This window comes from Asaia prunellae JCM 25354 (assembly GCF_000613885.1).
GTDB lineage: Bacteria > Pseudomonadota > Alphaproteobacteria > Acetobacterales > Acetobacteraceae > Asaia > Asaia prunellae.
In genome coordinates this window covers 84,638-102,572 of record NZ_BAJV01000002.1, presented here as the reverse complement: position 1 = coordinate 102,572, position 17,935 = coordinate 84,638, and the positions used below count along the sequence as shown (strand labels likewise).

General features: G+C 57.1%; 15 protein-coding genes and 1 other RNA gene. 8 read left to right on the top strand and 8 right to left on the bottom strand.

Annotated elements, in window-relative coordinates:
* Positions 1 to 9: 9 nt before the first annotated feature.
* The 6 genes from JCM25354_RS19670 to JCM25354_RS01870 form a co-directional block, all read right to left on the bottom strand.
* Positions 10 to 813 carry a hypothetical protein gene (locus JCM25354_RS19670; protein WP_025884757.1) on the bottom strand — a complete coding sequence of 268 codons (804 nt, stop codon included), beginning with the start codon at positions 811 to 813 and terminating at the stop codon, positions 10 to 12.
* A 73-nt stretch (positions 814 to 886) separates the two neighbouring features.
* The gene (locus JCM25354_RS01890; RefSeq protein ID WP_025884756.1) at positions 887 to 2,095 is read right to left on the bottom strand and encodes a histidine-type phosphatase; all 1,209 of its coding nucleotides are present in this window, start codon (positions 2,093 to 2,095) and stop codon (positions 887 to 889) included.
* 11 nt (positions 2,096 to 2,106) lie between these two features.
* Positions 2,107 to 4,650: a TonB-dependent receptor domain-containing protein gene (locus JCM25354_RS01885; protein WP_159103430.1), complete on the bottom strand. Its 2,544-nt coding sequence runs from the start codon at positions 4,648 to 4,650 to the stop codon at positions 2,107 to 2,109.
* Positions 4,651 to 4,743: 93 nt separating this feature from the next.
* Positions 4,744 to 5,619, bottom strand: a complete 876-nt coding sequence (locus tag JCM25354_RS01880; protein WP_025884754.1) for a FecR family protein — start codon at positions 5,617 to 5,619, stop codon at positions 4,744 to 4,746.
* Positions 5,616 to 6,116 (bottom strand): RNA polymerase sigma factor, encoded by a 501-nt coding sequence (locus JCM25354_RS01875; protein ID WP_025884753.1) that lies wholly within the window; start codon positions 6,114 to 6,116, stop codon positions 5,616 to 5,618. The genes JCM25354_RS01880 and JCM25354_RS01875 overlap by 4 nt, the downstream gene beginning before the upstream one ends.
* A gap of 150 nt (positions 6,117 to 6,266) precedes the next feature.
* The gene (locus JCM25354_RS01870) at positions 6,267 to 6,566 is read right to left on the bottom strand and encodes a DUF2312 domain-containing protein (RefSeq protein WP_051395789.1); all 300 of its coding nucleotides are present in this window, start codon (positions 6,564 to 6,566) and stop codon (positions 6,267 to 6,269) included.
* A 240-nt stretch (positions 6,567 to 6,806) separates the two neighbouring features.
* On the opposite strand from JCM25354_RS01870, the gene zwf reads away from it, so the two are divergent.
* On the top strand, positions 6,807 to 8,276 hold the full coding sequence (gene zwf / locus JCM25354_RS01865; protein WP_025884752.1) for a glucose-6-phosphate dehydrogenase: 1,470 nt from the start codon (positions 6,807 to 6,809) through the stop codon (positions 8,274 to 8,276).
* A gap of 9 nt (positions 8,277 to 8,285) precedes the next feature.
* The gene (locus JCM25354_RS01860; protein ID WP_025884751.1) at positions 8,286 to 8,759 is read left to right on the top strand and encodes a hypothetical protein; all 474 of its coding nucleotides are present in this window, start codon (positions 8,286 to 8,288) and stop codon (positions 8,757 to 8,759) included.
* Positions 8,760 to 8,790: 31 nt separating this feature from the next.
* On the opposite strand, the gene JCM25354_RS21925 is transcribed toward JCM25354_RS01860, so the two are convergent.
* The gene (locus tag JCM25354_RS21925; RefSeq protein WP_243443830.1) at positions 8,791 to 9,423 is read right to left on the bottom strand and encodes an alpha/beta hydrolase; all 633 of its coding nucleotides are present in this window, start codon (positions 9,421 to 9,423) and stop codon (positions 8,791 to 8,793) included.
* Positions 9,366 to 9,785, bottom strand: coding sequence for an alpha/beta hydrolase family protein (locus JCM25354_RS21920; RefSeq protein ID WP_243443829.1), 420 nt, complete (start codon positions 9,783 to 9,785; stop codon positions 9,366 to 9,368). The genes JCM25354_RS21925 and JCM25354_RS21920 overlap by 58 nt, the downstream gene beginning before the upstream one ends.
* A gap of 261 nt (positions 9,786 to 10,046) precedes the next feature.
* Here JCM25354_RS21920 and JCM25354_RS01845 point away from each other — a divergent pair, with 261 nt between their 5' ends.
* From JCM25354_RS01845 to JCM25354_RS01815, 6 genes are all read left to right on the top strand, one after another.
* Complete coding sequence (locus tag JCM25354_RS01845) at positions 10,047 to 12,404, top strand: alpha-galactosidase (protein WP_025884750.1); 2,358 nt, start codon at positions 10,047 to 10,049, stop codon at positions 12,402 to 12,404.
* 108 nt (positions 12,405 to 12,512) lie between these two features.
* Positions 12,513 to 12,911: RNase P RNA component class A (rnpB, locus tag JCM25354_RS19770), an RNA gene on the top strand.
* A 477-nt stretch (positions 12,912 to 13,388) separates the two neighbouring features.
* Complete coding sequence (mraZ, locus tag JCM25354_RS01830) at positions 13,389 to 13,862, top strand: division/cell wall cluster transcriptional repressor MraZ (RefSeq protein ID WP_025884748.1); 474 nt, start codon at positions 13,389 to 13,391, stop codon at positions 13,860 to 13,862.
* Positions 13,859 to 14,860 carry a 16S rRNA (cytosine(1402)-N(4))-methyltransferase RsmH gene (rsmH, locus tag JCM25354_RS01825; RefSeq protein ID WP_025884747.1) on the top strand — a complete coding sequence of 334 codons (1,002 nt, stop codon included), beginning with the start codon at positions 13,859 to 13,861 and terminating at the stop codon, positions 14,858 to 14,860. Before mraZ ends, rsmH begins: the two co-directional genes overlap by 4 nt.
* Positions 14,857 to 15,822: a cell division protein FtsL gene (ftsL, locus tag JCM25354_RS01820; protein WP_025884746.1), complete on the top strand. Its 966-nt coding sequence runs from the start codon at positions 14,857 to 14,859 to the stop codon at positions 15,820 to 15,822. The genes rsmH and ftsL overlap by 4 nt, the downstream gene beginning before the upstream one ends.
* 127 nt (positions 15,823 to 15,949) lie before the next feature.
* Positions 15,950 to 17,932, top strand: a complete 1,983-nt coding sequence (locus JCM25354_RS01815; protein WP_025884745.1) for a peptidoglycan D,D-transpeptidase FtsI family protein — start codon at positions 15,950 to 15,952, stop codon at positions 17,930 to 17,932.
* Positions 17,933 to 17,935: the final 3 nt, after the last annotated feature.

Below are 17,935 nucleotides of genomic sequence, written 5' to 3'. Positions count from 1 at the left end.
GAAAAACACTCAGGGACGCGGTGGCCAACGCAATGTGGGCTCGGATCGCATCCGGCGCGATCCGGCTTCTTCCGCCTGCCTCAGACGCTCTGCCTCAGTTGCAGCAGCACGTGGCGCCATTTCCTGACGCTGCACCTTGAAACGCCATGCATCATCCTGCTCCTGCCGGTCGGGCTGTGCAGGCGTCGGCTGACTATTGACATCAGCCATGGGCGGGCGTGGCGGACGTGGCGCCTCGCGAGAGGCTGGCGGATCAAAATGGGTCGGCCTCAGTATGCGATGCACACTTTCCTGAGCGCCGGATTCTGCATAACTGTAATCGTCACGGGCTTCCGGAAGAGCGGCAGGCCGTTCGCGGCGATCACCAGCCATCGGAGAGTCACGCTGAATCTCGCGCCTGACAGGAACCTCCTGACGCGCCGTTTCGGTTCTTTCCGACAGAGTCCGCGATGCAGCCTGACGGGTTGCCTCGGACGACCAGGGCATGGGTTCAGGATTACGCACGGGCTGAGCATTTCGTGCTGCCGGCGTGGCGACAGGGGGCGCCGGCTCTGCGGGAGTGGCAGTGCGGCGCGGGGGTACAAAGACGGGTTCTCCGGATGGCCCGGTTTCATTTCCCCCCTGCGCCAGCCGCATTGCGATAATACGCAATTCGGCACGCACCTCACTGAGTTGCAACTCGACCTCTTCCAGCCTCGGTTTCACACCGAAAACGGAAAATGGCATGAGAATGAATACAAGCCCCAGCCCGAGCAAAATGAACCCTGCCAGAAACTGCATCCATAAAGGGAGAGAGAGAAGCGCTGTCGTCATGATCTGCGATCTAGGCGAATTTCAGCGGCACCGCCAAGAGAAGAGTTGCACCCGTCGTGTTCCCCTTCCGTTTTTATTGTGTCACGGCTGCGTTCATGACACCGCCATGCAGCCTATCAAGCCCTCCACCACTGCGCAGGGCAGCAAGCGATTGATGGAAAACCACCACACGATAATACATGTGGCGCTCCCGGTCACGCCAGGATTCGAATGCGAGGGTCGTATCCGGTGCAGTGCGATCCGGCTGATCGGCAAAATGCCAGCCCAGCCCGAACCGGGCTGCAAGAGCATCAAGCGTGGTGTCGTGACCGGCAAAGGCGAGCAGACGTGTCTTGCGTGAAACTACTGACCCATCAGAAAGCGAAACCGCCTCCCCGTTCAGAAACTGCATGATAGCAGCCCCAAGAAGGCGGGATTTTTCCTTTGCCAGCAGGCCATTGCGGCGCGTCAGATCCGAGAGATACTCATGCACCGGCAAAATCTCCGTCAGATACGCAGATGTGATGGTGCGCCCTGCAATCGGCGCTACTCCCTCAAGACCCTGCACATGCACCAGCAGGAGATTTTCAGCGATGGAGGCAGCCAGTACCGGTCCGCCCTGAAGCACAGGCCGATCTTTTTTGCGTCCCAGTGCAAGAGGCGCAGAAAAACAGGGGGTAGAATTATTCAGGCAGCCCTCAGGGGCGATCAGTTTTTGCAAAGCCGCAAGTCCCTTTTGCACAGCCTCGGGCCGTGCCTGCCTTTCACCCTGCTGTACTGCCTGCATCTCGCTCAGGATATGCGCACCGTTTTCAGCAAGAAATTGCGGCGTGACAGAATCAAAAAGCGGGTCATGCGCCCCGGCCGGCAGGGATTGCGCTTTGAGATGGCGGCCCGGTGCGAAAGCCTCTGCCATGATCTGCCCACTCTGCCTTGTACGGTCATCGCCGGAATCCGACCAGACTACCGGGTCGGGCTGACCGAGGCATGGCCTCTCATGATGTGTGCAGGCGAGATCATAATACGCCGCGATATCCCGCATCATGTGCGCAAGAGTGGCGCGGCCATGATCGGTCAACTGCCCCGGTGCAACAGGCCAGACAGGCCAGACGATACCTGTCTCCTTTTCAAGAATTTCAGGTGAATGGGTCGGGCTGCGTATACCGTGGCGCGCTACAAGCACCACCCGCTCGAGCTGCACATGGGCAGGCAGAGGTGTTGTCTCAAATATTACAGGGCTGGCCAATGCTGCATGACCCTGGATCAGACCAAGGGCGATGAGGGCGAAACAGAACGTTCTCATGCTGCTTCTCCTCAAGGCAGGGTCACGGTCAGATTGAAGAACACGCTTCGTCCTGCCAGACGCCAATAGAGCGGCGCGCCATCGGGATAGCCAGCGCTTGCGGCTGACTGGTTTCCTGCGAAATCGCTGATCGCACGGTTGTTGAACAGGTTTGCGATCTTCAGGCTCGGTGTGACGTCACGCATGAAACCGCCCAGCTTTTTGAAATGCCAGCCCAGCGCGAGATCGGCGGTTGTCGTGCTGCCGATACGGTACTGATTGGCAAAAACCGTATTGCCTGCACTGTTGGTGGTGCTGTCGAGCCCATAATGATTACCAACAAATTTCCCGATCAGCGACGCATACGGCCCCTTGTTGTCGTCATAGAGCACACCGAACGAAGCCAGCACATTCGGTGTGGCAGCCACACGCACCGAGCTGTGCTTGTACTGCGCATCATTGACGCTGTAATTGCCGTAGAGCGATACACCATGGCCAAGGGCATACTGGCCCTCGACTTCCAGCCCCTTGTAGATCGCGCCACCACTATTGACCGAGGTTGTCTGCGTACCGAAGCCGGGCACCTTGATCTGGGCTGAGGCAATGAAATTGGAAAAATTGATGTAATAGGCATCAAAAGACAGCGTCCAGTGTTTCTGCTGTACCACTGTACCGACCTGATAATTGAGCGTGGTCTCCGGGCTGACATTACCGACATTCTGGGTCTGGAAGACGCTCATAGGCGGTGCCAGAAAGCCACGGGCGATCTGGCCATAGGCACTCCAGCCCGGCAGGATGACCTGGTTTGCCGAAATCGAGGGCTGCCATGACGTGAATTTCTGTGTGGCGTTCAGGGGAACCTTGGTCGATTTATTGATGGCAGCATCATAGTCACGACGGAAATAGGAATATTTGATACCCGGTTTGATGACTGTGTTCCTGAAGGGCTTCCAGTCGAATTCGAGATAAGGCTGCACCGTCGTATTGAAATCCGAAATGTCATAACTGTAGGCGGAACCTGTCTTGCCAGGCACCATAATGCTGCCTTTCGTCAGGTCCACTGCATAGGTATAGCGCCGGTCATCCTGCAGATCGGCCCAGGCGCCAACCAGCACATCCCCTTGCGCAGTATGGGCCTTGAATGTGAGCGTATCGCCATAATCGCGAAATTTCGCATCCGCATATTTGCCGGGGACGTCGTTCTTGTAAGTCGCAAGCTTCTTGCCGCTGGCGGAATAGAAGGTCACACCGTTGGCCCCCGGATTATCCGAACTGGCATCGGTCGCTTCCGTATAATCATGCTCGAAACCATTGGTATAAAGCCGGTTCTCTATGGTCAGCCAGCTCAGGACATGACTCTTGATATCGATATAGTCGAAATCCGCCGTATAGGTGCTCGGCTGATAACCCGAGTAGCATTGAAGGGTCGGATTGGCACAAAGCCCATAGTTCTTGCCGTATTTCTTATATTGCTGGATCGTGGCGCCCTGGGTCGTGTTCTGGTTTTCCCAGTTATAGGTGGTCAGAAGGGTCAGCGTCGTATGCTCACCCAGCTTCGCTACGTCCTTGAACAACAGGTTATTGCGTCGCTCCCCTGAGCCGGTCAGATAACCGTCTGTTTCCTCATGCTGAAGATCGAGAACCATTGAGCCAAAACGTGTCTTTCCTGAATCCACCTCCACTCCGCCGGCACGCGTATTGAAACTGCCATAGGTGCCATAGGGGGTGACACCGAAATGCTGCGCGGGTGTGCGGGACTGAAAGCCGATCGTGCCGCCAAACGTCGCATTGCCAATGGTCGAGGCCGTACCGGGCCCGCGATTGACCTGCACCTCCCCCAGAAAATGCGAAATGAAAAGTGATGACGTCGTATGGTGCAGATCGCTCGCATTGCCGAACGGAATGCCGTCGAACAGCATGTTGTACTGCCCGTCCTGAAAACCACGCAGGCTCATGGTTTCAGCCTTGCCCATGCCGGGGCCATTCGGATTTTGCGTCCAGATGCTGGGCTGGAACTTGATGATGTCGTCCACACTCGCCAGAGGCACAATATTGTTGGTGATGAAGCGCTTCTGAATGACTGAGGTAGGTTCGGTAATGGTCAGCGGTACGGTAGAGGGTGCAAGACGCTCGGCCCGCCCGATCACGGTGATACGCTCCTGCCCTGTATGATCCTCATGGGCGTCATGACTGAAATTGCTGCCCCGCGCGGCAGAGGCAATCACCACGACACCATCAGCCTGAATATGCGCGCTCAGCCCCGATCCTCCAAGGACACGCTCAAGGGCCTTGTCGAGCGTTAGTCTGCCCCTGATAGCCGGAGCCTTGTGGCCACGTACCTGATCACTCGAAAACAGGATATCGCGCCCTGACTGACGAGCGAGCCCGGTCAGGGCATCTTCCAGCATGCCTGCAGGCTGGCTCAGGCTGAGCACCTTTTGCCCGTCGCCCTGGTGCAGGGTCGCGCGCCCCGCCTCTCCCCGGGCAAGAGCCACGCAAGGCAGAGCCGTAAGGGAAAACAGGACAACGGCAAGATTTCTGCGCTGGTGCGGTGACGCAGACGGGACACGGATCATGAGAGCAACTTCCATCGGGCTGGGGCCGGAGCGGCCATTCCCCTGTGGGACGACCCGGCTCAGCATTCCCTCACCCGTTTGAGTCTCGTTTCATCAAAGCTTAACAATCTCGATCTGTGTCGGTCCGAATATCACCCGCAAAGGCAGCAGATGAGGCAGCGCCCTGAAAAATCGCGCAGGGTCCTGTGTATGAAACACGCCACTGATACGCAGCCTTGCCAGGGACGGCGAGACCAGCCGCGCAGGCCTGTCGCTGTAACGCGCCATTTCAGCTATGGCCTGATCCAGCGGGGTATTGCGAAACACAGCGCGTCCCTCACGCCAGGCCAGCATGTCATCCGGCCGGACGATGGTGACCGTGCTCTGCTGTGTCAGCCGGTCAAGGCTGACAGCCTGCCCCTCGGTCAAGGCAATGCGGGCATGGCCAGAGCGGCTCATGCCAAGACCGCCTTCCAGCACAGCCAGATCCAGGGTTTTATCGCTGAGATCCAGCGCATATCGCCCCTTGCCCCCGGAAATGGTCCAGCCTGAACACTGGATTTTCATACAATCCTGATAGAAACTGAGGGCATAGCGCCCGTTTTCTATCGTGACCTGCCCATGGGACGGGCCACATAGAATGATGCTGCATGCATCCATTTCGATATCCATGCCAGTCAGCCCGAAACGATGCCGCTCGTGACGCCCCGTGCGGATTTCCTTCGCATCGGCCCCGGAGGCACCGAAAAGCGTAAGTCCCCCCAGAACCAGACCGCATGACAGGGCGGCACGACGACCGAATTTGCGAGAGGCGCTGCGCCGGGTGAACTCACCGGATTGCCAGATTTGCGACACCAGCCCGAAGGCCTGTTGATGCGCCTCATTCTCGGCGAGCCAGGTGGCAAAACAGGCGCGATCCTGCTCGGAACAGTGATCCGATAACAGCCGCGCCTGCCAGTTTGCTGCCTGCTCGACCTGATATGGCGTCATGAAAGCCTGTCGCCCATCAGGGCGAGAGCCAGATGAGCCAACGCACGGGCGATGGATTTCTCGATCGTGCTGACACTCAGTTCCAGGGTTTTGGCAATACGGCTATAGGTCAGACCATCAAGCCTGTGCATCAGGAAAATACGGGATGTACGGGCATCGAGCGTCATGAAAGCCGCACGTACACGCTCGAGCTGCTCGCACCCCAGCAACACACGCTCCGGTCCGGGTTCGGCGCAGACAGGCTCGACGCCATCTTCAATATCCAGAGGAGAAAAACGGATGCGCTTCTCGCGTCTGGCACGATCAATGGCCAGATTACGTGCTGTACGCAGCACATAGGCCTCAGGGTGTTCAATTCCTTCAGTGCCGCGTTCGAAAAGATGCAGCAAAGCTGTCTGAAGCAGGTCATCGGCATCAGGACGACGGCTCTGCCGCCGGATACGCTCATACAGGGACGTCCATACGGACTGTCTTGGGCACCATTCTGCCGCTGACATGCTTTACCTGCCAGAAATAATGAGAAACCGGGGATGCGCCGGTTCATATCAATGGCGGATCATATTGTCAGCGCGAGAGGCGTGCTGTCTTCAAATCTTAACAGAAACCGCGCCCTTCACCCCATGGACGAAGTGGCGCGGCGAACGCTTTTACATGCCCAGCGCACGGCGATAGATATCAAGCAGCGTTTCCTGCTCTTCGATCTCGTTAGGCTCTTTCTTGCGCAGCTTGATGATATTCTTGATGGTTGCGACATCAAAACCGGCCGATTTGGCTTCGCTGAAAATATCCTTGATGTCACCGGCAAGAGCCTTGCGCTCTTCTTCCAGACGCTCGACACGCTCGATCACGCTGCGCAGGCGATCGACCGCAATGCCACCGACATTCGAGTCAGGATCAGCAGCCTGACGCGCACGGCTGGCGGCGGCTTCGTCGATATCAAAAGGCATGTCGGACATGGTGACCTCGAAAGCGGGAGTTGCACATGGCTCCTGAGGAGCCAAAGCCGCAAGCATCCGGGCAGACACTTGCGAAGAGAGGCGGCTTATCGCGGCTCACCGGGGTGGGTCAACGCATATTGCTCCCGAACGCTGCCTCAAGGGCTGCGTTCTGTTTGCTACCTTTACCCCGCAAGGGCGTGCATGTCATAAGATCGCACTGTCCCCATCGAGAACCGGAGAGCCAGGCCGATGACCAATTGCCACCAGGTCGCCCCTTTCGATTACGTCATTTTTGGCGCCACCGGCGATTTGACCATGCGCAAATTGCTTCCCGCCCTTTATTATCGTCTTACCATGGGGCAGGTACCGGATACGGCCCGCATTATCGGTACGGCGCGCTCCCCTCTCAAGCGCAGCGAATACCAGACACGTGCCAGGGATGCCCTGAAGCGCTTCGTTAAGAGCGATGATTTCGACGAGGACACCGTCGATCGCTTTCTGGAAATGGTTCATTATGTAAGCCTTGACGGTTCCAAGCCGGACAGCAACTGGGAAGGACTGCGCGAGGTACTGAGCCATAAGGCCGAAGAGCATGTGCGCGTGTTCTACTATGCGACCGCCCCTGATCTCTATGGTGCGATCTCGAAAAACCTGCACCAGGAAGGGCTTGTCACCGACGACAGCCGTGTCGTGCTCGAAAAGCCGATCGGTATTGATCTGAAAACAGCTGAAGAGATCAACGAAGGCGTCGGCCAGTATTTCAAGGAAAACAACGTTTTCCGTATTGATCACTATCTGGGCAAGGAAACCGTCCAGAACGTGATTGCCCTGCGCTTTGCCAATCCGCTTTTTGAAGCGGTCTGGTCAGCCGAACATATTGAATCCGTGCAGATCACGGCTGGCGAAGTCGTTGGCGTTGAAGGACGCGCGGCGTATTACGACAATTCCGGTGCCCTGCGCGATATGGTGCAGAACCATCTGCTTCAGGTGCTTTGCCTCGTTGCCATGGAAAAACCGGCATCGCTTCAGGCCGATGACGTACGTGATGCCAAGGTGACGGTTCTCAAATCGCTTGTCCCGCTCGATGAAAAAACCCTCAAAACCAGTACGGTACGCGCCCAGTACACGAAAGGCAGCATCAAGGGAGCCAAGGTCGATGGCTATCTCGATGAACTGGGTCATGAGAGCAATACCGAGACCTATGTCGCGCTGCGCGCCGAAATCGACACGCCGCGCTGGAAGAACGTCCCCTTCTATATCCGCTCTGCGAAACGTCTGAAGGCAAAGGTCAGCGAGATCGTTGTGACGTTCAAGGCGTCCGCAACCGAGCTCTTTCCCTCCCGGCCTGAAAAGAATGTCCTCGTCATTCGCATCCAGCCGGATGAAGGCCTGTCTTACCGCTTCAGCGTCAAGAACCCTATGGACGATGATTTCGGCCTCTGGGAGACCGATATGGACGTCAGTTTCGAACGTGAATTTGCCGTTCGCTATCCAGATGCCTATGAGCGCCTGCTGCTTGATGCCGTACGTGGCTATCCGGTCCTCTTCATTCGTCGTGACGAGGTTGAAGCCGCATGGAAATGGGTCGCTCCGGTCATGAATGCCTGGGGCAGGAACGAGGTGCCCATGGCGCAGTATGCCGCTGGCAGCTGGGGACCTGAGGAAGCGCGTCAGATGCTGGCCCGTGACGGACAGATCTGGCACGAAGAAATGGAATAAGGCACTCCCTTGGCATCCGATCCGAAAACAACATCCCGATCCGGCGCTCCAAAGCTTGGCTCAGGGCGTCGCAAACCACGCACGCTCAAGCAACATCTTCTGCGTCGTCTGATCGTACTGGTACCAGCCTCTCTTCTGGCTGTTGTTGTCATGAAAATGGGATGGCTGGACCAGGCGGCAGACAAGATACAGTTTGATCGTCTGGCCTGGTTCGACAACACCAAGCTGGTCGAACATCTGCGCGTCATGGTGACACATAACGGTATGACTGACGTCCCCGGCAAATGCCTGGTACCGATTATCAACGGAAACGACCCACCGGAAGCAACGCGGGTCGATTTCATGCAGCGCACCAATGATGGTTGCCCCGGTCAGCCGGGTACATTCAACCGGCTCTTCACGATCAAGGTGAACAGGGCCGACCGTCTGCTGGCGACGGATCAGGGTTCTCCTGGCCGTTTTCACGCAATGACTCAGCAATAAGAGGAAAGCCGGGTTCCCATCCCGGCTTTCTTCATGCCTGTGTGCTGTGTCTCCGCTTGCTACCGGCAGCAAGACAGTCTCTCAGAAAACGTCCCCCGAGACGAAGAGCGCGCCTTCCGTCAACAAGAGCCGCATAAAAATTCAGAAATCCATGGATTGCACGAGGAAAGCAGATCAGCCTCACGCTCACCCCGGCTTCCCTTAGTAAACGTGTATAAAGCTCCCCCTCCCCCCGCAACGGATCAAAACCTGCAGTGACAATCATGGCAGGGGCCAGAGCGGCCAAGTCCCTGGCAAAGACAGGAGCAAAATCCGGGTCAAGCATCTCCCTGTCATCCCGGACATATTGTCTTCCATACCAGTCAAGAAGACGCGCCGTCAGCATATAGCCTTCCGCAAAGACTTCCCTGCTGGAAGGAGACCACAAGCCACTGACAGCAGGATAATAAAGCATCTGACCGACCAATGCAGCCAGACCCCGATCCCTGGCCCGCAGCGCCAGCACAGCGGCCAGGTTACCCCCTGCACTGTCTCCACAGACAGCGAGAGACAGGCCTGATTTTCTGGCCTGGTCGTTCAGCCAGAGAAGGGCCGCCCAGCTATCCTCTACAGCCGCAGGAAAAGGGGCTTCAGGCGCAAGACGATAATCAAGGGAAAGTACCATGGCTCCTGAATGACGCGCCAAACGGCAACAGATGCGTGATGGGAAACCAGATCGCAATGAACGAATCCTCCCCCATGCAGAAAAAGCACAAGTCCTGTCACCTTCCCGCGGGGGCGATAAAGCCTCGCCGGACGAAAATGATTGCCGCAAGGCACAGACAGGGATGACCATCTCCTGATCTGCAATGAAGAAAGCCGCTGGGGAAAGCTCGGCATGCCAGTCATACGCCGGAGCGCAGCAAGGGATTCCGGCGTCAGGCTTTGTGGCAGGGGTAACCCGTCCTGTCCCTTGGCCGCCTTCCTGAGCCAGTGCAGAAAAAGGCGATACAGCCAGCCGGGACGGGAAACAGGAAAATCGGTCATGCACTGAAATTACGGCTCCAACCATTCTCTTATCCAGGGAAATGTGACCCTTGGCAGAAAAAGTAGATCTCCTGCCACGAATGGCCAAGTTTGACAGAATCTGTTCTCCGGCACGCGGGACAGCCGCAAAACCGAAAACAGACGAACAGAAAAACCGCCTCGTCACAAAAGGCAGCTCCGACACAGCCAAGTTACTTTTGTTTCTCCGATAACAGTCTAGCTTCATAGCGGTGAGAGCAAACGGGAGGAGAGACATAATCCATGACCGAAAATGCCTCGTCACCGCGACTGACACGCCGCAATGCCTGGAAGATTCTGGGCATGGCAGGCGCCATACCTTTTATAGGCGGCGAAGCCCGCGCCGCTGCAAAAGCGGGGTCAGCTACTGCAAATTCCCCCGGCGGTGCCCCGCATGCCTCATCCTCGCTCCCGTTTCATCCTCCGGCTATCCCGAAACAGGAACGGGCAGGAGACGGTCAGACATACCCGACTGGCCTGATCCGCCTGGATGGGACTAAGGCGACCTTGCTTCTGATTGCCCGCAGAACCGGATTGCCGGAAATAGCCTATTGGGGGAAGCGCCTCCCTGATCATCTGCCGGCAGAAGACATTTTCGCTGCACGCGCTCCTGAAACACCTGAAAATGGCCCGGACCAGTGGCGCCCCTCCATTACGCTGCTTGATACGCTAGGCAGTTGGAATTTCGACATGCCCGGGCTTGTCGCGTGTCGACAGGACGGCACGAACTGGACAGCAGAATTTACGATTACAGCAATACATCGGCAGCCCGGCACCGTGACGATCGACGCACAAGACGAGGTCTGCGCCCTGAGTGTCAGCCTGCGTGTCTCGCTGGATGATCAGGATGTCCTGACAACACAATATGCCCTGACCAATAAAGGCGATACACCGTTAGAGGTTGAGCGCTTTGTGTCAGGAGCATTCCTGCTTCCGGAACAGGCCGGGGTTTTTACGGTAATGCATGGTGCCTGGACGGCAGAATTTGGCGCGTCCACGCAGCCGCTGATACAGGGCGGCCTCATCATCGAAAGCCGACGCAACCGTTCCCACGACCATTTTCCTGCCCTCATCGCCACGACAGCGGCGACCACGGAAAATGAGGGAGAGGCCTGGGCCGTCCTGCTGGGCTGGAGCGGAGGACATCATCTTACAGCCGAACGTATGGAAGACAGTCGCTATCGCGTCTCTGCCAGCGAGTATCTCTATCCGGGAGAGATAATCCTGGCTGCAGGTGAAACCTATCGACCAGCCCCGTCCTACGCCGTGTTTTCTCCCGCTGGCCGCACGGGGATTGCACAAGCCTGCCAGAGCTTCGCAAGACGCACCCTGTTGCGCTGGCCTTCTGGCCGCATGAAGCCACGCCCCGTATTACTGAATTCATGGGAGGGCAATGGCTTCGCACTCGAAGAGTCGCATCTGCGTAGTCAGATTGATGCAGCGTCGCGGCTGGGCGTCGAACGCTTTGTGCTCGACGACGGGTGGTTTGGTGCACGACGTAGCGATCGCCTGGGCCTGGGTGACTGGAAAGCCGCGTCCACTATTTTTCCGAACGGTCTGCGCCCCCTATCAGACTATGCTCATGCAAGGGGCATGGAATTCGGATTATGGTACGAACCCGAAATGGTTAATCCGGACAGCGATCTCTATCGCGCTCATCCTGACTGGGTCCTGCATAGTCGTGGGCGACCATTACTGACGTCGCGGGACCAGGTTGTGCTCGATATTTCACGGCCGGAGGTCTCGAAATGGCTGTTCGAGACGATCAGGAAACAGGTCACTGAATGGCGGATTGATTATATCAAATGGGATTTCAATCGCGACCTGCTTGATGCCTCGGACAGTCGAGGACGCGCCGCCTATCGTGCGCAGGTCATCGCGGTCTATACTTTATGGGATCGCCTGCATGCGGCGCACCCGACACTGGAAATCGAGAGTTGCGCCTCGGGAGGCGGTCGTGCCGACTGGGGGGCCATCGCACATACCCAGCGCGTATGGTTATCTGATAATACCTCGGCCGTTGATCGCCTGCGTATGCAGGGACAAGCCTGGCATTTTCTGCCGCCAGAAATTACTGGCTGTCATATTTCGGCGAGCCCGAACTGGCTCGACAAACGGGAAACGTCGCTCGATTTCAGGGCAGCTATCGCCTTGTTCGGACATCTTGGTCTTGAACTCAACCCGATGCATCTGACAGCCGAGGAAAGCGAGCGGCTCAGACAATGGATCATTCTGTATAAAAGACTGAGGTCTGTTCTGCATGCAGGTCTGGCGCAGTTCGGTGAGGACACGTCTGCACGCGTCATACGGGGGGTTACAAGCCACGATAGTCGCACAGGAATTTTCCTCATTGCGCAGCGTGATTGGCCGCAGGTTCATCTTCCTGCACTTATCCGTTTGCCAGGCCTGTCCGATGCCATCCGCTACCGTCTCACGCTCCCCGCACCACAGCAACTGCAGGCACGGCGACCATCCGACATGCAGGAGACCCTTCTGGATAAAGGTCTTGAAATGGAGGGCGCCATCCTTAACGAAGTCGGCCTGTTTCTACCAAGAATGCCGCCGCAATCTGCCATCATCATTGAATGTCAAGCCATCTGACCAAGAAGGTAACCCCGCCCAATCTTCGTGGCAGACTTGTGAAAGCCTGACGAGAAAATCCACTGGTGCGGCTTGACCCCGCACCAGGCATCGGTCAGGTTGCGCCCGTCAGACGGTCGGGCGATCGCTGTGGCGTTGGTGCGAACCGACGCGATGGAGGAAAGTCCGGGCTCCACGGGAGAACGATGCCGGCTAACGGCCGGCGGGGGTGACCCTAGGGAAAGTGCCACAGAAAACAAACCGCCTGCCAGGCTTTCGGGCTGCAGGCAAGGGTGAAACGGTGCGGTAAGAGCGCACCGCTCCTTCGGTAACGCGGGAGGCAGGGCAAACCCCATCGGGAGCAAGACCGAATAGGAATGGCGGATCCGTCTCTTACGGGATGGGATCAGAGGCTCTCCCGCCTTGTCATTCGGGTTGGTTGCGTGAGGCCGGTTGCAAGACCGGTCCCAGAGGAATGATCGCCTCGCCATTGGCGGACAGAACCCGGCTTACAGACCGTCTGACATTATTCCCGATCCGAAATCATATCTTCCGAGGAAGAGTGTGTCGTCTACTCGAAGCATTGCATCAGAAATGGCAAATCATGATGCTTTATTGCCGGAAAAAAGAATATTCAGGACAAAATATCTTGTTATTTGTCGATAAAGAGAAGTCACTAACTTTTCAGATTACCACAATGATGCCGCAATTATGGCAATTGATGCCTTAATAAGAACATAACAAAAACCCTGAATAATGCATCACTGGGACTTTGCTCATCATTAAAACGAGAACATAATAAGAACACTATATTGGTATATCTGAAAAAAAACCCGGAATTTCGCCGTTTTTTTCAGCGAATTGTTTGACGCCCCATGAAATCCCATGGTATCCCAAACTCGTCCCGGATGGTCCCTTCAGACATACAGCAAGCGGTTATGTCCCGCTCCGGGCACGAAACGTCTTGTGTAATTGCTCCATAGCGCAGAGGAGGCATCGAACGGCGTGAGTGTGTTTCTTGGCACGCATCAGAACCGTTTCGACGCCAAGGGCCGCGTGTCCATTCCCGCATCCTTTCGCGCTGCCCTTCGGGCGCAGGCACAGCCTGACGAAAGCCTGGTCATTCTGCGTCCCTCCCATCTCCATCCCTGCATCGAAGCTTGGCCGAGTGCTGCTTTTGCTACACTTGCCGGGCCAGTTAACTCGCTCGACATCTTTTCCGACGACCATGACGATCTCGCGGCAAGCCTCTATGCGGATGCCTACCCGATCGATGCTGACAAGGAGGGGCGCATTATCCTGCCGGATGTGCTCAAGCGTCACGCCAACCTGCTGGATGAGGTCTCCTTTATGGGCCTTGGCCGCGTCTTTCAGATCTGGGAGCCCGAGGCTGGCGCAAAGCGCCGCGAAGAAGCCCGCATGCGCGCACGCCGCATGACCACCCGACCGAATGCAGCCCCAGGGGAAAAGGCATCATGAACGCGATTACGCCCCTTGCCCTGCTGATGGATCACGATCCGGGGCATGTTCCTGTCATGCTGGCGGAAATACTCGATGCCCTCAGTCCCCATGATGGCGGACGCTATATTGATGGCACCTTTGGCGGTGGCGGCTACACACGCGGCATGCTCAGCCATGCCGCGTGTACGGTCTGGGGAATAGACCGCGACCCCACGGCGATCGCCCGTGCCCTGGCGCTTTCGGCTGACCTCGAATCCAGAGCGCCTTCTCGCAAACTGGTCACCGTGCCTGGCACATTCGGCGCAATGGGCGAGCTTCTGGCCGATGAAGCACCTTTCGACGGAATCGTTCTGGATATTGGCGTCTCTTCCTACCAGATTGATGAGGCAGAGCGTGGCTTCTCCTTCCGCCATGATGGGCCACTTGACATGCGCATGTCGCAGTCAGGCCGCTCTGCCGCTGATCTGGTCAACGAGGCTGAAGCCGACGAACTGGCTGACATCATCTATCATTACGGTGAAGATCGCATGTCGCGTCGTATCGCCGCTGCCATCATTCGCGCCCGTGCCGAAGAACCGATCCGTACGACAGCACGTCTGGCTGATATCGTCCGCAGCGTCGTACGCCCTGACAAAACAGGCATTCATCCGGCCACACGCACCTTTCAGGCGCTGCGCATTGCCGTAAATGACGAGCTGGGCGAATTGCAGCGCGCGCTGGACACGGCTCCCGGTCTGCTGGCCGAAGGTGGCAGGCTGGTTATTGTCACTTTTCATTCGCTTGAAGACCGTCTGGTCAAGCGTGCCCTTGCCCAGGCCGCCGGACGCGTCAGCCGTCCCTCAAGACACGAACCCATGACGGAGCGTTTTATCGCTCCTGATTTCGTTCTGCCTCACACGCGACCGGTTCTCGCCTCAGAAGAAGAGATCCGTCGCAATCCCCGCTCACGCAGCGCCAAGCTACGCAGTCTGCTTCGTACCGCACCTTCAGCCTCTTTTAGGGGGTCTCGCTCATGATCCGGCCTTTTACAATCCTTTGTGCGCTTCTCGCTGGTGGCTCGGGAATGTTTCTTTACACCAAGAAGCATGAAACGACCGTACTCGATCAGCATATTACGGCCGTGGTCCAGAAGACGGAGCGTGTACGATCCCAGACTGCCATGCTGCGTACGCAATGGGCATTGCTGAACCAGCCTGATCGACTGAGTGCCCTTTCAACGCGTTTTCTCGGCCAGCTTCACCCCATGGCGCCCACACAATATGTACGTCTGGCCAACATGATCGACGCCTTGCCTGCCCCCAGCACGAGACCAGCCTTTCATGATCCGCGCGAGAGCCTGAGCATTGCGGTTTCCAACGCGCCTGCACCTCTGGTTCAGCATCAGATCACGCCCGAACAGAAGCCAGTCGAGCAGAAACCCAAGGCTGTTCATGAGGATACGCCCGCGCTTATGGCCAGTGCCGATGCTGTGCGTCGCCATCCGCCATCTGCCAAAGCGTCCACACCGGCTATCCCTGCCCCCCATGTAACATTGGCCGCGACAACGCCACACCCGGCACGACCGACTGTGACACCGCGTGCCAACCGGCAAATCCCACCTGCCCGCCCCGCGCTCGAACTGGCGCAGCAGAACAATCACAGTCATGTGGTTTCAGACGAACTCGGCCAGACGACGCATCATAATCGCCGCTATGACGCTGTTGTCCACGCTACGTCCCGGCCTCACGAAACACAAAATGGCAGTGATGCCGATCCTACTGTCCGACTGGCAACGTTCCGCGGCGATCGTCCCCAGGCGACAGCTGCAACGTCGTGGCGTAATCCTCGTGCAGTCGCCACGGCCCATGCTACACGACAGAATGTCGACATTGCCATTCAGCCTCCCAAATCACGTCACGTCCAGAGTGACTCAGGATCATCATCTTCTCTCGCAGGCTATGGTGATGCACTGCCACCGCCCATGCCAATCGCCAATTGAGCGGATATGAAAGCGGCTGACAATGGTTGGCAGGACTCCTCCCCCGAAAAGGTCGGGCCATACCGACGGTGCGCCCTCGCGCCCTGAAAGCAGAAGCCCGAAACGCATCAGAGCATCGCTGGATCAGATGCATACGAGGCTGATTGGTGTCGGACTCGGCTTTCTGCTTCTGTTTGGTATGGTTGCAGCCAAGTTGAGCCTTGCAACGGTGTTCATGCCCATGGCACCGGAGAAGCGCCAGATTGCGTCTCAGGTGCCTGAAATTCCCAAAAGTGACCCCAAAGGGCAGATTGCGGGTGATTTCGCGCTGCCTGATGTGCACCGTGCGAGTATTATTGATCGTAACGGCCAGACTCTTGCTCTTTCTCTGCCGGTAGCTCAGGTCTACGCCAACCCGATGGAGCTGATCGACGCTGCTGACGCTGCCAGGAAACTGAAAAGCGTCCTGCCACAGCTCGACGAGGCCGAAACAACGCGGCGCCTCTCACTCAAGAAACAATTTGTCTATATCGCTCGCGATATTTCCCCGGTGCAGGAAATCGCGATTAATAACCTCGGAATTCCAGGCATCTATTTTGAAGCAAGTGAGCGTCGTCATTATCCACTGGGTCGTACCGCAGCCCAGATTCTGGGTGGCGTAGATATTGATGACCATGGTGTGGCCGGGATTGAACGCTTCTTCAACGAGCGCCTGACCAAGGACCGCACGCCGCTGCGCCTTTCGCTTGATGTGCGTATCCAGGCTGTTGCACGCGAAGTAACCCAGGCCGCAATGGACGAATTTCAGGCAATCGGGGCGGCTTCTATCGTAATGGATGTCAATACGGGGGAAATCATCTCAATGGTGAGTCTCCCCGATTATGATGCCAATGATTTCGGTCATGCACCTGCGGACTCCCGGTTCAACCGGGCCGTGACCGGCATGTATGAACCAGGATCGACGTTCAAGCTCCAGACAGCTGCTATGGCAATCGAATATGGTGTCGCCCATATCTGGGATCGTTTTTCAACCATACCGATCCATATTGGCCGTTTCACCATCTCTGATATCAAATCCGACCATTTTGCGCCCTGGCTTGCCTTGCCCAACGTACTCGCCAAATCATCCAATCCGGCTGCCGCCCATATTGCGCTCGATGTCGGCGCCAAAAGACAACAGGACTGGCTGCGCAATCTGGGGTTCTTGAGCCGGGTTCCTGTCGAGTTGCCAGAAGCTGGCCGTCCCATTGTGCCTTCCTCCAAAAACTGGGGAATTTCAACAGTCATGACCGTCGGGTTTGGCCACGGTGTAGCCGAATCACCCCTCGCCATCGTCCGGGGCACAGCTGCGACAGTAAACGGGGGAATTCTGATAAAACCCACCCTTCTCGCGCGGGAGCAAGACGAAGCAGCCAAGCCTGATAACGGGACCTTGCCACCGGACAACACCCCAGGCACAGCATCACCAGCCGCGCCGGTCGTGCCTGCAGCTTTCAGACCGGACAACACCAGCAATACTTCCAGTGACGCCCCATCTCCTTCCCCTGCACCGGAAGGGCTACGCGTGATATCAGAAGAGAACTCGAAGCTCATTCGCAAGATGCTGCGTCTTGACGTAACACAGGGGACAGCCCGCAATGCTGAGGTCGCTGGCTATTTTGTCGGCGGCAAAACCGGCACAGCTGAGAAAGTCGGGCCCAATGGGCGCTATCTGAAACACGTCAATATATCGGCCTTCACCTCGATCTTTCCGATGAATGCGCCGCGTTATGCAGTCTATCTCATGCTCGATTCACCACATCCGACACCCAAGACCCATGGGTTTGTGACATCCGGCTGGAACGCAACGCCAGCCGCCGGCAAGCTGATTGCGCGTATCGGTCCGATGCTCGGCATGTTCCCTGATACAAAGAATGCTGCAAAAATCGATGCTGAAATGGCAATCCCGCTTGAACCCGGGATTCCACCGGGCAAGCGTGCACTCGGCCCCGGCAACGACCCGGGCGATCCACGTATTGCGGCCCAAAAAGAAAAACAGGAAAAGGCCGCTGCCAAGGCCGCCGAAAAAGCTGCTCGACTTGCTACCAAGGCATCCGAACGTAGCTTACGCCACTCCCCCGAACGAGGCTGAGTC

Bases quoted from the DNA above. Each gene is read 5' to 3' on its own strand.
- JCM25354_RS01815 (WP_025884745.1), top strand. From the start codon at position 15,950: ATGCATACGAGGCTGATTGGTGTCGGACTCGGCTTTCTGCTTCTGTTT.
- JCM25354_RS01885 (WP_159103430.1), bottom strand. From the start codon at position 4,650: ATGATCCGTGTCCCGTCTGCGTCACCGCACCAGCGCAGAAATCTTGCC.
- JCM25354_RS19670 (WP_025884757.1), bottom strand. From the start codon at position 813: ATGACGACAGCGCTTCTCTCTCTCCCTTTATGGATGCAGTTTCTGGCA.
- JCM25354_RS01845 (WP_025884750.1), top strand. From the start codon at position 10,047: ATGACCGAAAATGCCTCGTCACCGCGACTGACACGCCGCAATGCCTGG.
- JCM25354_RS21925 (WP_243443830.1), bottom strand. From the start codon at position 9,423: ATGGTACTTTCCCTTGATTATCGTCTTGCGCCTGAAGCCCCTTTTCCT.
- JCM25354_RS01870 (WP_051395789.1), bottom strand. From the start codon at position 6,566: ATGCCTTTTGATATCGACGAAGCCGCCGCCAGCCGTGCGCGTCAGGCT.
- JCM25354_RS21920 (WP_243443829.1), bottom strand. From the start codon at position 9,785: ATGACCGATTTTCCTGTTTCCCGTCCCGGCTGGCTGTATCGCCTTTTT.
- JCM25354_RS01880 (WP_025884754.1), bottom strand. From the start codon at position 5,619: ATGACGCCATATCAGGTCGAGCAGGCAGCAAACTGGCAGGCGCGGCTG.
- zwf (WP_025884752.1), top strand. From the start codon at position 6,807: ATGACCAATTGCCACCAGGTCGCCCCTTTCGATTACGTCATTTTTGGC.
- JCM25354_RS01875 (WP_025884753.1), bottom strand. From the start codon at position 6,116: ATGTCAGCGGCAGAATGGTGCCCAAGACAGTCCGTATGGACGTCCCTG.
- ftsL (WP_025884746.1), top strand. From the start codon at position 14,857: ATGATCCGGCCTTTTACAATCCTTTGTGCGCTTCTCGCTGGTGGCTCG.
- JCM25354_RS01890 (WP_025884756.1), bottom strand. From the start codon at position 2,095: ATGAGAACGTTCTGTTTCGCCCTCATCGCCCTTGGTCTGATCCAGGGT.
- rsmH (WP_025884747.1), top strand. From the start codon at position 13,859: ATGAACGCGATTACGCCCCTTGCCCTGCTGATGGATCACGATCCGGGG.